Raw genomic sequence first — 14411 nt, forward strand, 5'->3', positions numbered from 1 at the left:
GACGAACTCACACAACCGGGCGGCCTGGGCACGCAGCGCGTCGGCGCTACGACCGGAGAGCACCACCGGCACCGGCAACGAGAGCACCGGCTCCGACACGGCAGACACCCTCGCGGGCTCGGCAACCGGTTCCGGCGCTTCGTCGGCTGGTGTGGCCGGGTCGGGAGCCTCCTCCAGGATGACGTGCGCGTTGGTGCCGCTGATGCCGAAGGAGGACACCGCGGCACGGCGCGGCCGCTCACCGCGGGGCCAGGGCACCGCCTCGGTGGCCAGCGACAGGGTGCCGGACGACCAGTCGATGTGGGGGGACGGAGTCTCCGCGTGCAGCGTCTTCGGCACGGTCCCGTGGTTCAGCGCCAGCACGGACTTGATCACCCCGGCCACCCCGGCGGCGGCGAGGGTGTGTCCGATGTTGGCCTTCACGGTGCCCAGCCACAACGGCCGGTCGCGGTCGGCGCCGTAGGTGGCCAGCAGCGCCTGTGCCTCGATGGGGTCGCCCAGGGAGGTGCCGGTGCCGTGTGCCTCGATCAGGTCGATGTCGGCGGGGGACAGACCGGCAGCGTTCAGCGCCGCGCGGATGACCCGTTGCTGGGAGGGTCCGTTGGGGGCGGTCAGTCCGTTGGAGGCGCCGTCCTGGTTGACCGCGGAGCCGCGGATGACGGCGAGCACCGGGTGGTTGTTGCGTTGCGCGTCGGACAGCCGTTCCAACACCAGTACACCGGCGCCCTCCGCCATGCCCATGCCGTCGGCCCCGGCGGAGAACGCCTTGCACCGGCCGTCGGCGGCCAGCACCCGCTGGCGGCTGAACTCGATGAGCGGCCCGGGGCTGGCCAGCACGGTCACACCGCCCGACAGGGCCAGCGATGACTCCCCGTTGCGCAGCGACTGTACGGCCAGGTGGAGCGTGACCAGCGAGGTGGAGCAGGCGGTGTCCACGGTGATCGCCGGCCCCTCGACGCCGAGGGTGTAGGAGACGCGGCCGGACAGCACGCTGGAGACCACACCGGTGACCAGGTGCCCCTCGACGCTTGCCGGGGCGTGTGCCAGGGCGGTGCCGTACTCCTGGTGGTTCTGGCCGACGAACACGCCGGTGCGGCTGCCGCGCAGCCCGGTGGGGTCGATCCCGGCCCGTTCCAGCGCCTCCCAGGAGGTCTCCAGCAGCAGCCGCTGCTGCGGGTCCATGGCCAGTGCCTCGCGCGGCGAGATCCCGAAGAAGCCGGCGTCGAACTCGCCCGGGTCGTCCAGGAAGCCGCCGCGCCGCACGTAGGAGTGGCCGGAGCGGTCCGGGTCCGGGTCGTAGATGCCCTCGATGTCCCAGCCGCGGTCGGTGGGCAGCTCGCCGGTGACGTCCCGCCCCTCGGCCAGCACTCGCCACAGGTCCTCCGGGGAGCGCACCCCGCCCGGGTAGCGGCAGGCCATGCCGACGACGGCGACGGGCTCGGTGCGGGTCTGCTCGATCTCCTGCAGGCGGCGGTTGGCCTTGCGCAGGTCGACCATGACCCGCTTCAGGTAGCCGCGCAGCTTCTCTTCCTCGGACATGCCCAACCCCCTTCAGTTCGCTCCGAGTTCGCGGTCGATGAGGTCGTACATCTCCTCGTTCGACGTCGGGTCGAAGTCGATGTCGTCCTCATCTGTGCCGATCAGCGACAGCATCGACCGCAGCCGCGTTTCGATGTCGGCCCGTTCGGCGTCGGTGTCCACCCCGGACAGCCGCTCGGCGAGTCGGTCCAGTTCTGCGAGGAGGGGTGGCTCGGGGGGCGCCAGCCGGGTGCGCAGGTACTCGGCCACCGCGGCCGGGGTGGGCTGGTCGAACACCAGGGTGGCCGGCAGCGTCAGCCCGCTGACCTCGCCGAGCCGGTTGCGCAGCTCGATCGCGGTCAACGAGTCGTAGCCCAGTTCGCGGAAGGCCCGGTCCGCGTCGATCTCGGACGGGCCGGAGTGGCCCAGCACCACGGCGGCCTGCTCGCGCACCAGCCGCAGCAGGGTGCTGCGGCGTTCGGTGTCGGACAGCCCGGCCAGCCGCTGCGCCCAGGAGGAACCTGACGGCTGCGACGCCTCCGGCCGGGACGCCCCGGACAGCGCGCGCTGCGCCTCGGGGATCTCGGCGAACAGCGGCCTGCTGCGGGCCGAGGCGAACAGCGGCATGAACTTCGGCCAGTCCACGTCGGCCACCGACAGCCCGGTCTCGGCGCGCTCGAGGATGGTTCGCAGGGCGTCCAGCGCCGGCCCCGGCGAGAGCAGCGGCAGGCCCTGGCGGCGCAGCTGGCCCGCGTCCACCCCTTCGGGGAAGCGGGCGCCGTCCCACACGCCCCAGGCCACCGAGGTCACCGGCACTCCGGCCGCGCGGGCCTGGTCGGCCAGCGCGTCCAGCTCGGCGTTGGCCGCGGCGTAGGCGCCGTGGTCGCCGCTGCCCCACACCCCGGCGATGGAGGAGTAGAAGACCAGCGCGTCCAGCTCTGCCGGGTCGAGCAGTTCGAGGAGATTCCGGGCGCCCTGGACCTTGGCGGTGAGTACGTCGGCGTACTCGGCCAGGTCGGTGTCGGGCAGTGCGGCCAGCCGCATCAGCGCGGCGGCGTGCACCACGGTGCGCACCGCCTCGCCCTGCTCACGCAACCCGGCCAGCAGCGCGGCCACGGCGGCCCGGTCGGCGATGTCGCAGGCCCGCGCGGTCAGCCGCACGCCGAGGCCGTCGAGTTCGGCCGCCAGCTCGGCGACCCCCTCCGCCTTCGCTCCGCTGCGGCTGAGCAGTACCACGTGCCGGACGCCGAGTCCGGCCAGCCAGCGGGCGACTTCGGGGCCCAGCGCGCCCGTGCCGCCGGTCACGAGCGCGGTGTCCCTGGCCTGCCAGCCGCCGGCGACGCCGCCGCCGCCGTCGAGCGGGGCGCGCACCAGCCGGCGCAGCAGCGTACCGCCGGCGCGTACGGCCAGTTGGTCCTCCTCGCCCCAGCCGCCGGCCAGCACGCCGCGCAGCTGTTCCAGCGCGGCCGCGTCCAGTTCGGCGGGAAGGTCGACCAGGCCGCCCCAGAACGTGGGGTGTTCCAGCATCGCCACCCGGCCCAGCCCCCACACCTGCGCCGCGCTCGGCTCGCGCACCGGATCGCTGTCGCCGGTGCTGACCGCGCCGGACGTCACCAGCCACAACGGCACCGCCACGTCCAGGTCGCCCAGCGCCTGAACCAGTGCCAGGGTGGCCGCCGCTCCGGCGGGCACCACGGGATGCTCGGGGTGCGGGCGGCGGTCGGCGGCCAGCAGGGACAGCACGCCGCGTGGGGTGTGCTCGGCCAGCGCGCGGCGCAGCCGGCCGGTCAGGGCGGCACGGTCGGCGTGCTCGGTGTCCACCGTGACGGCGCGCACCGGAAGGCCGCCGGTGAGCGTCTCCAGCCAGTCCTGTGCCACGCCGGAGCGGGGCACCAGGGCCAGCCACTCGCCGTCCGGTTCGGTGCGCTTCGGCGCACCCGCGGCGCGCCACTCGACGCGGTGGCGCCAGGTGTCGGCACGCGACCGGGCCTGCTGGGCCAGCCAGTACCAGCGGTGCTGGAAGGCGTAGGCGGGCAGGTCCACCCGTCGTGCGCCGGTGCCTTCGAACACCTCGGCCAGCCGCACGCCGGCCCCGCGCACGTGCGCCTCGGCCAGCGACTGGGCGAACCGCGGCCAGCCGCCGTCGTCGCGGCGCAGCGTGGACAGTACGGCGGCCCGCGCCCCGGCGGCGTCCACGGTTTCCTGCACGCCCGGGGCGACCACCGGGTGCGGGCTGATCTCCAGGAAGGTGCCGATCCCGGCGTCCAGCGCGGCGCGCACCGCGTCGGCGAACCGGACGGTCTGGCGCAGGTTGGTGTACCAGTACGCGCCGGTGAGTTCACGGGGGTCCAGCCGCTGCCCGGTGACCGTGGAGTACATGTCGATCGGCGTCGCCCGCGGGCTGATGTCGGCGAGCAGACCGGCCAGGCTGTCCTTTACGGCGGTGACCTGGGTGGAGTGCGAGGCGTAGTCCACCGCGATGTGCCGGGTCCGCACCCCGCGCGACGCGCAGTCGGCCCGCAGCTCCTCCAGGGCGGACGGATCTCCGGAGACGACGGTGGAGGTGGGGCTGTTGATCGCGGCCACGCCCAGCCGGTCGTCGGTGAACAGGGTCCGCAACTCCTCGGCGGGCAGCGCCACCGACATCATCGCGCCCTTGCCGGACAGTTCGGTCAGCGCGCGGCTGCGCAGGCACACCACCGCGGCGGCGTCGGCCAGGGACAGCGCCCCGGCCACGCAGGCCGCGGCGATCTCGCCCTGCGAGTGGCCGATCACCGCCTCCGGTTCCACGCCGTGCGCGCGCCACAGTGCGGCCAGCGACACGGTGACCGCGAAGGTCACCGGCTGCACCACATCCACCCGCTCCAGCCCCGGCGCGCCCGGCGCGCCGCGCAACACGTCCAGCACCGACCAGTCCGTGTGGGCCTCGATCGCGGCGGCGCACTCGGCGAGCCGGGCGGCGAACACCGGTGCGGAGTCGAGGAGTTCCAGCGCCATCCCGGCCCACTGCGCGCCCTGCCCGGGGAACACGAACGCCACCCGCCGCGCCGCGTCGGTCGCGGTGCCGCGCGGCACGCCCGGGGTGTCCCGGCCCTCGGCCAGTGCGCCGAGCCGTTCGCCCAGCTGCTCCGGGTCGGCGGCCAGCACGACGGCGCGGTGTTCCAGGGCGGCCCGGCCGGCCACGCTGGACCAGGCGATGTCCAGCACCCTGTCGCCGGGGTGGTCGGTCAGGTGCGCGGCCAGCCGCGCGGCCTGCTCGCGCAGGGCGTCCTCGGTCTGCCCGGACAGCGCGACCGGCCACAGCCGCGGCTCGGTGTGCGGTTGCGCCGCACCGGACTCGTCGGCTTGCTCGGGCTCCGCCTGCTCGACGATGACGTGCGCGTTGGTACCGCTGATGCCGAACGAGGACACCCCGGCGCGGCGCGGGCGGCCGGTGTCCGGCCAGGGCTGGGCCTCGGTGAGCAGCCGCACTCCCCCGGACGCCCAGTCCACGTGCGGGGACGGCTCGTCCACGTGCAGGGTGCGGGGCAGCTCCCCGTGCCGCAGCGCCTGCACCATCTTGATCAGGCCGGCCACTCCGGCCGCGGCCTGCGCGTGTCCGATGTTGGATTTGATCGACCCCAGCCACAACGGCCGGTCGCGGTCGGCGCCGTAGGTGGCCAGCAGCGCCTGCGCCTCGATCGGGTCGCCCAGCGGTGTCCCGGTGCCGTGGCCCTCCACCGCGTCGACGTCCTGTGCGCGCAGTCCTGCGGCAGCCAGCGCGGAGCGGATCACCCGTTCCTGCGAGGGACCGTTGGGTGCCGTGAGACCGTTGGACGCGCCGTCCTGGTTCACCGCCGAACCGCGCACCACGGCCAGCACGCGATGCCCGTTGCGGCGTGCCGCGGACAGCGGCTCCAGCAGCAGCAGGCCGACGCCCTCGGACCAGCCGGTGCCGTCGGCCGCCCCGGCGTAGGGCTTGCACCGCCCGTCCGCGGCCAGCCCGCGCTGCCGGGAGAACGCGGTGAACGTGGTCGGCTCGGCCATCACCGTCACCCCGCCCGCCAGCGCCAGCGAGCACTCCCCGGAACGCAGCGCCTGAGCCGCGAGGTGCACCGCCACCAGCGACGAGGAACATGCCGTGTCCACGGTGACCGCGGGCCCCTGCAGGCCGAACGTGTAGGCGACCCGGCCGGAGGCGACGCTCCCTGCGGTGCCGGTGAGCAAGTGCCCCTCGACGCCCTCGGGCAGCTCGCGCAGCGTGGCCGCGTAGTCGTGGTACATCACGCCGGTGAACACGCCGGTCTGGCTGCCGCGGACCGAGGACGGGTCGATCCCCGCCCGCTCCAGCGTCTCCCAGGCCGTCTCCAGCAGCAGCCGCTGCTGCGGGTCCATGGCCAGCGCCTCGCGCGGCGAGATCCCGAACAGGCCGGCGTCGAACCGGCCGGCGTCGTAGAGGAAGCCGCCGTGCCGGGTGTAGGAGTGACCGGCCCGGTCGGGGTCGGGGTCGTACAGGCCGGCCACGTCCCAGCCGCGGTCGGTGGGGAACCCGCCGATGGCGTCGCCGCCGCGGGCCACCAGGTCCCAGAGGTCCTCCGGCGAGGCGATCCCGCCCGGGAAGCGGCAGGCCATGCCGACGATCGCGATCGGCTCGTCCGCGCTCATGACCGGGGAGGCGGCCGCCGGGGTGCTCGTCGCGGCGGTGCCGCCGACCAGCTGGTCCCTGAGGTACCCGGCCAGTCCTGCGGGGGTGGGGTGGTCGAACACCAGCGTCGCGGGCAGTCGTACTCCGGTCACCCGGCTCAGCCGGTTGCGCAGTTCCACCGCGGTCAACGAGTCGAAACCGACGTCCTTGAAGGGCCGGTCCGGTGACAGCCCGCCGGGGTCGGAGTGGCAGAGCACCACCGCCGCCTGGGTCAGCACGAGGTCCTGAAGCACCCGAAGCGGCTCCCCTTCGGCAAGCCGCCGACGCAGCCCGTCGGCGCCGTCCGCCGTACGATCCGTGACGGCGGCGCGGCGCACCGACGGCACCAGTGCGCGCAGCACCGGGGACAGCACACCTTCGGCCGCCCGCTCGCGCAGCGCCGCCAGGTCCAGCCGGGCGGCCACCAGCACCGGATCCTCCAGTGCCGTGGCCGCGTCGAACACGTCGAGCGCGGTGCCGGAGTCCAGCGGCAACACCCCGGCGCGGGCGAGCCGGGCCCGGTCGGTGTCGGCCATCCGCTCGGTCATCCCGCTGTTCTCGGCCCACAGTCCCCAGGCGACCGCGGTGGCGGGCAACCCGGCGGCGCGGCGCTGTGCGGCCAGTCCGTCCAGTGCGGCGTTGGCCGCCGCGTACGCGGCCTGCCCGGCGTTGCCCAACGTCCCGGCCACCGAGGAGAACAGCACGAACGCGGTGAGCTCCGGGCCGGTCAGCTCGGCCAGGTGCCGCGCGCCGTCCACCTTCGCCCGGAACACCTCGGCCACCCGTTGCGGGGTGAGTGCGGCCAGCACCCCGTCGTCGAGGACCCCGGCGGCGTGCACCACCGCGGTCACCGGATGCGCGGCCAGCAGCGCCGCCACCGCCTCCCGCTCGGCCACGTCACACGCCACCACCGCCACCTCGGCACCCCGCCCACGCAACTCCACGACCAGCTCCGCCATCCCCGGCGCCTCACCACCCCGCCGAGAAGCCAGCACCAGACCACGCACCCCATGACGCTCCACCAGATGCCGCGCCACCAACCGCCCCAGCGCCCCACTCGCCCCCGTGACCAGCACCGTGCCCCCAGCCGACCACGGCACACCCCCACCCACCTCGGACACCCGGCCCAACCGCGGCACGAACACCCGCCCGCCACGCACCGCCAGTTGCGGTTCATCCGTCACCGCCAGCCGGGGCAGCAACGCCTCGGACGCGACGTGCCCGTCGGTGTCCACCAGGACGAAGCGGTCGGGGTTCTCGGTCTGCGCGCTGCGCACCAGGCCCCATACCGCCGTCGCGTCCGGGTCGACCGGCGGGTCCCCCGGCCCGGCGGCGACGGCACCGCGCGTGAGCAGCACCAGCCGGGACCCGACGAACCGCTCCTCGGCCAGCCAGCGCTGCACCACCGCCAGGGCGTCGGTGACCCCGGCCGTCGGAACACCCACCACGGCGGGCACCTGCTCGCCCAGCTCTTCCAGCCCGCCCGGACCCTCCGACACCGTCCACGCACCGTCCTGCGCCGGAACCACCAGCGGAACCCAGCTGGTGCGGTACAGGTGGTCCTGGCGGCCGACGGTGAGTTGTCCGGCGGTCACCGGGCGGAAGGCCAGCGAGTCGATCACGGCGACGGGGTTGTCCTCGCCATCGGTCACGGTGACCGACACGGCTCCCCCGGTCGCGGGGCGCAGTCGCACCCGCGCCGCGGCGGCACCGGCCCGGTACAGCCGGACCCCGGTGAACGCGAACGGCAGCAGGGTCGTGGAAGCGGCGTCGGCCGTGCCGTCGGCCGGGAGGGCCGCTTGCAACGCCGCGTCCAGCAGTGCCGGGTGCAACCCGAACGACGCGGCTTCCCCCGCCGCCGGTTCGGGCAGGGCGACCTCGGCGAAGAGTTCCTCGCCGTGCCGCCACAACCGGCGCAGGCCCTGGAACACGGGCCCGTAGCCGTAGCCGAGCCGCGCCAGTGCCGGGTAGCGGTCGGCCGGCTCGACCAGGGTGGCGCTCTCGGGCAGCCAGCCGCCGATCTCGGGCGCGGGCACATCGGCCATGGAGAGCCTGCCGGTGGCGTGGTGTGTCCACTCCGGTCCGCTGCCCTGTCGCGCGTACACGTCCACGGCGCGGCCGCCGTCCTCGCCCGGTGCGCCGAGCACCGTCTGCACCCGCACGCCGCCGCGCTCGGGCAGCGGCAGCGGCGCGTGCACGGTCAGTTCCTCCAGCGACCGGCAGCCGGCCTCGTCCCCGGCTCGTACGGCCAGCTCGACGAAAGCCGCGGCGGGCAGCACCGCGGTGCCTAACACCGTGTGGTCGGCCAGCCACGGCTGGCGCTGCCGGGACAGCTCTCCGGTGAGCAGCAGCTCACCTGTGGAGGCCACCGAAGCGGTCGCGCCCAGAAGCGGGTGGGTGGTGGTGTCCATCCCAAACGCGGCCGGGTCCGATCCGCCCGACCGTGGGGACAGCCAGTAGCGCTCCCGCTGGAACGCGTAGGTGGGCAGCTCCGCCCGGCGGCCTCCGGCGCCGAACGCCGCGGTCCAGTCCACGGGGACGCCGCGCACGTGAGCCTCGGCCAGCGACAGCAGGAACCGGCCTGGGCCGCCCTGGTCGCGGCGCAGCGAACCGACCACCACGGCCGTGCTGCCGGCCGACTCGACGGTGTCCTGCACGGCCGCGGTCAGGATCGGGTGCGGGCTGGCCTCCACGAACACCCGGTGTCCGGCGCGGTCCAGCTCCCGGATCGTCTCCTCGAAGCGGACGGTCCGGCGTAAGTTCCGGTACCAGTACTCGGCGTCCAGGAGCGCCGTGTCCAGTCGCTTGCCGGTCACCGTGGAGTAGAACGGGATCTCGGCGCTGCGCGGCTCCAGTCCGGCGAGCCGGTCCAGCAGTTCGGCGTGGATCCTTTCCACCTGCTCGGAGTGCGAGGCGTAGTCCACCGCGACCAGCCGGGCCCGCACCCCTTCGGCGGTCAGCTCGGCGACCAGTTCCCGGAGCGGGCCGGGTTCGCCGGAAAGCACCACCGCGGCGGGCCCGTTGACGGCGGCCACCGACACCTGGTCGGCGCGGGCCGCCAGCCGCCGTTCCAGCTCGGCGATCGGCAGCGCCACCGACATCATCCCGCCGGCGCCGGCCAACGCGCCCAGCGCGGCGCTGCGCAGCGCGCTCACCTTCGCGGCGTCGCGCAGGGAGAGCGCCCCCGCCACGCAGGCGGCCGCGATCTCCCCCTGCGAATGACCGACCACCGCATCGGGCTCCACCCCGAACGACCGCCACAACGCCGCCAACGACACCATCACCGCGAACGACACCGGCTGCACCACATCCACCCGGTCCAACGACGGCTGACCCGCCTCACCCCGCAGCACACCCAGCAACGACCAGTCCACGAACTCACCCAACGCCGCCGCACACTCCGCCATCCGCGCCGCGAACACCGGCGAGGAATCCAGCAACTCGACCGCCATCCCCTCCCACTGCGCACCCTGACCGGGGAACACGAACACCGTGCGACCGTCCACATCGGCCACCCCGCGCACCAGGCCGGGCGATTCCTCGTCGGCGGCCAGGGCGCGCAGTCCCCGTAGCAGGTCCGCGCGGTCGGTGGCGGTGAACACGGCACGGTGCTCCAGCCGCGCCCGGGAGGCGGCGGCCGCGCGCGCGACGTCCTCCAGGCGCGGCTCGGTCCGCTGTTCCAGGTGCGCGGCCAGCCGCTCCGCCTGCGCGCGCAACGCGGTCGCGGTCTGCCCGGACACCAGTACCGGCACCGGACCGGACCGCAGCGCCGTGTTCGGCTCCACCGCGGGTTCCGCCGCCGTCTCGGGCGCCTGCTCGACGATCACGTGCGCGTTGGTGCCGCTGATCCCGAACGAGGACACCGCGGCGCGGCGCGGCCGGTCGCGCTCCGGCCACGGCCGCTCCTCGGTGAGCAGCCGCACCCCGCCGGCCGACCAGTCCACATGGGGCGAGGGTTCGTCCACGTGCAGCGTGCGGGGCAGCAGGCCGTGCCGCATCGCCTGCACCACCTTGATGACACCGGCGACCCCGGCCGCCGCCTGGGTGTGGCCAATGTTGGACTTCAGGGACCCCAGCCACACCGGGTCGTCCCCGCGGTCCCGGCCGTAGGTCTCCAGCAGCGCCCGCGCCTCGATCGGGTCGCCCAGCGCGGTCCCGGTACCGTGCGCCTCCACCAGGTCCACATCCGCGGCGGACAGGTGCGCGGCGGCCAGCGCGGTGCGGATCACCCGCTCCTGCGACGGGCCGTTGGGTGCCGTAAGACCGTTGGACGCGCCGTCCTGGTTCACCGCCGAACCACGCAGCACGCCGAGGATCCGGTGGCCGTTGCGGCGCGCGTCGGACAACCGCTCCAGCACCAGTTGCCCGGCGCCCTCCGCCCATCCGGTGCCGTCGGCCGCGGCCGCGAAGGACTTGCACCGGCCGTCCGGCGCGAGCCCGCGCTGCCGGGAGAACTCCACGAAGATGCCCGGCGTGGACATCACCGTCACCCCGCCGGCCAGTGCCAGCGAGCACTCCCCCGTGCGCAGCGCCTGCGCCGCCAGGTGCACCGCCACCAGCGACGAGGAACACGCCGTGTCCACGGTGACCGCCGGGCCCCGCAGCCCCAGGGTGTAGGCGATCCGGCCGGAGGCGACGCTGGCCGTGGTGCCGGTCAGCAGGTAGCCGTCCAGGCCGGCGGCGCCCTCGTGCATCCGCGGGCCGTAGTCCTGTGCCATCACTCCGGCGAACACCCCGGTCGCGCTGTCACGCAGCGACAGCGGGTCGATCCCGGCCCGCTCCAGCGCCTCCCAGGAGGTCTCCAGCAGCAGCCGCTGCTGTGGATCCATGGCCAGCGCCTCGCGCGGCGAGATGCCGAACAGTCCCGCGTCGAACTCGGCGGCCCCGTACAGGAAACCGCCGGTGCGCGCGTAGCTGCGGCCCGGCCGGTCCGGATCGGCGTCGAACAACGCGTCCAGGTCCCAGCCGCGGTCGGTGGGGAACCCGCCGACCGCGTCACCGGCGGAGGCCACCAGGTCCCAGAGGTCCTCCGGCGAGCCCACGCCGCCGGGGAACCGGCAGGCCATCCCGACGATCGCGATCGGCTCGGCCGCGGGCGCCGCCACCGTCGGCTCGGAGTGTGTCCCGGCGATCGGTGTCCCGGCGGCCAGTTCCGCGATCAGGTGCTCGGTGATCCGTTCCGGGGTCGGGTGGTCCAGTACGACTGTGGCGGGCAGCCGCAGCCCGGTCACCTCGGTCAGCCGCTGCCCCAGCTCCACCGCCATCAGCGAGGCGAAACCCAGGTCCCGGAACGTGCGGCGCACGTCCAGCCGCTCGGCCGACTCCAGCTCCAGCGCCGCGGCCACCTCGGCGCGCACCAGCGCGCGCACCGCCTGCTCCCGCTCGGACGCGGGCAGCCCGGCGAGTCGCGAGACCGGCCGCTCCGGTGTCTGTGCCGCCGGCGCATCCACCGGTGCGGACGTCGTGCCGCCGGAGGCCGTCACCCCGGCGATCCAGTGCCGCCGCCGCTGGAACGGGTAAGTGGGCAGCGGGATCCGCCGGGCCCCGGAGCCCTCGTAGAACCGGGCCCAGTCCACGGGGACACCGCGCACGTGCACCCGGGCCACCGCGGTGAGCAACGACCTCAGGTCCGGGCGCTCGCCGCCGGTCATCGCGGGGACGAACGCCGCGTCCTGCGGCGCGCTGCCCGGGCCCATCGCGCTCAGCGTCCCGTCCGGACCCAGCTCCAGGAACGTACGCGCGCCGCCCGCGCAGGCCGCGGCGATCGCGTCGGCGAACCGCACCGTGTCGCGGGTGTGCCGTGCCCAGTACTCCGGCCAGTCCACCCCGGTCACGTCCAGCTCGGCACCGGTCAGCGAGGACAGGACCGGCAGGGTCGGCCGCCGCCAGTCGATCCGGGCCGCGGCCGCGCGCATCCCGTCCAGGATGCCGTCCACGTGTGACGAGTGGCTGGCCATCGGGACCTGGATCCGCCGGGTGCGCCTGCCCCTGCCGGACCAGCGGCCCGCGATCGCCAGCGTGGCGTCCTCGTCCCCCGACAGCACCGTGGCGGTCGGGCTGTTGAGCGCGGCGATCGACACCAGTCCGCCGGTCCCCTCGACGTCCGGCAGCAGCTCCGCCTCGGACGCCTCCACCAGCACCATCGCCCCACCGGGCGGGATCTCGTGCATCAGCCGGCCGCGGGTGGCCACCAGCGCGCAGGCGTCGGCCAGCGACATCGCCCCGGCGACATGCATGGCGGCCAGCTCGCCGAAGGAGTGGCCGAGGACCGCGTCCGGGGTGACCCCCCAGCTCTCGACCAGCCGGAAGAGCCCGACCTGGACGGCGAACAACGCGGGTTGCGTGTAGGTCGGATCGTCCAGCAGCGCCGCGTCCGCCGAACCCTCCTCGGCGAAGACCACCTCCAGCAGCGGCCGTGGCAGGTGCGGGCGCATCTCCTCGCAGATCTCGTCCACCGCCGCGGCGAACACGGGGTGGCGCCGGTAGATTTCCCGGCCCATGCCCGGCCGCTGGTTGCCCTGGCCGGCGAACAGGAACACCGTCCGCCCCTCGACAGCGGTGCCGCGCACGACCCGCGCGTTCGGCATGTCGCCGGCCAGCGCCTCCAGCAGGCCGGACGCCTCCTCGGCCGACTCCGCGACCAGCACCGCCCGCCGCTCCAGCCGGCTGCGTGTGGTGGCCAGCGAGTAGGCCAGGTCCACCACGGACCCCGGCACCGACTCGCCCACCAGGCCGGCCAGTTCGGCCAGTGCCGCCGGAGCCCGGGCGGACAACGGCACCAGCACCGGCCCGTCGTACCGCCCGGCCTCGCGATCCGGCGCTGCGCCGGGAGTGGGCGGCTCGGCCAGTACCACGTGGCAGTTGGCCCCGCCCATGCCGAACGAGCTCACTCCGGCCAGCAGCGGGCCCTCCACGGTGGGCCACGGCCCGGTCTCCGTGACCACCCGCATCCCCAGCTCCGCCAACGGGATCCGCGGGTTGGGGGTGCGGAAGTTCAGGCTGGGCACCAGTTGCCGGCGCGACAGACACAGGACCGTCTTGACCAGACCGGCGATTCCGGCCGCGCCCTCCAGGTGACCTATGTTCGTCTTGACCGAGCCGACCAGCAGCGGCCGCTCGCGCCGCGCGACCGTGCCCAGCGCCGCGGCCTCGACCGGGTCGCCCAGTGGCGTTCCGGTGCCGTGCAGTTCCACGTAACTCAGCTCGGCCGGGGACACCCCGGCCGCCGCGCAGGCCATGCGCAGCACGTCCTGCTGCGCCTCCTGGCGCGGGGCGGTCAGCGAATCGCCGCCGCCGTCGTTGTTGGTGGCACTGCCCCGGATCACCGCGTGCACGGTGTCCCCGTCGGCCAGTGCCGCCGACAGCGGCTTGAGTACCAGTACGGCGCCGCCCTCGCCGCGTACGAACCCGTTGGCCCGCTCGTCGAAGGTGTAGCAGCGTCCGTCCGGCGAGAGCGCGCCCAGCGCCCGGGTGACGTCGTAACCGTCCTGGGAGATGTTCAGGTTGACGCCGCCGGCCAGCGCCACCGTGCACTCCCCCGCCGCCAGCGCCCGGCAGGCCAGGTGCACCGCGACCAGCGCGGAGGACTGCGCGCTGTCCACCACGAGGCTCGGCCCGCGCAGGCCCAACGCGTAGGACACCCGGTTGGCGATCATCGCTCGGTTACGGCCGGTGGCCGAGTGAGGGCTCAGCCGGGCGCCGCGCAGCGCGGCGTAGTCGTCGTAGGTGGCGCCGACGTACACCCCGGTGCCGCCTTCGCCTTCGCCGTCGCCGTCGCCGTCGCCGTCGCCCGGGATGATCCCGGCGTCCTCGAACGCCTCCCAGGCCAGCTCCAGCACCAGCCGCTGCTGCGGGTCCAGCACGGCCGCCTCTCCGGGCGAGACGCCGAAGAACCCCGCGTCGAACGAGTCGACCTGGTCCAGGAAACCCGCCCGCACCGGCTCACCGGAGGGCAGCACCGGCACGGCTGGGCCATCCGGGTGGCAGCGACGCGGACCGGGTTCGCCCAGCGCGTCCCGCCCGTCCCGCAACAGCTGCCAGAACTCAGCAGGGTTCGCCGCACCCGGCAGCCGGCAGGCCAGGCCGACGACCGCGACCGGTTCTTGGCAAGCAGAGTTACCCACCCGGGATTCCCCCTCCACGTCACAACATTGGTGAGGACACGTCAGATCTGCCGGAAGTCACTCCGGGCGGACGGCTACCGCGACACTGCGGGCAGGCCGGAAGGGCC

The 14411-nt window shown here is 74.8% G+C and carries 2 protein-coding genes; both read right to left on the minus strand.

Features of this window, described 5'->3' with window-relative positions:
• Positions 1-1539: type I polyketide synthase (locus AC067M_RS26240; RefSeq protein WP_478699483.1), on the minus strand; the 1539-nt coding region annotated here is incomplete at its 3' end.
• 12 nt (positions 1540-1551) lie between these two features.
• On the minus strand, positions 1552-14304 hold the full coding sequence (locus tag AC067M_RS26245) for an SDR family NAD(P)-dependent oxidoreductase (protein WP_478699484.1): 12753 nt from the start codon (positions 14302-14304) through the stop codon (positions 1552-1554).
• Positions 14305-14411: the final 107 nt, after the last annotated feature.

It is taken from the genome of Streptomyces sp. NPDC043427 (genome assembly GCF_056436655.1).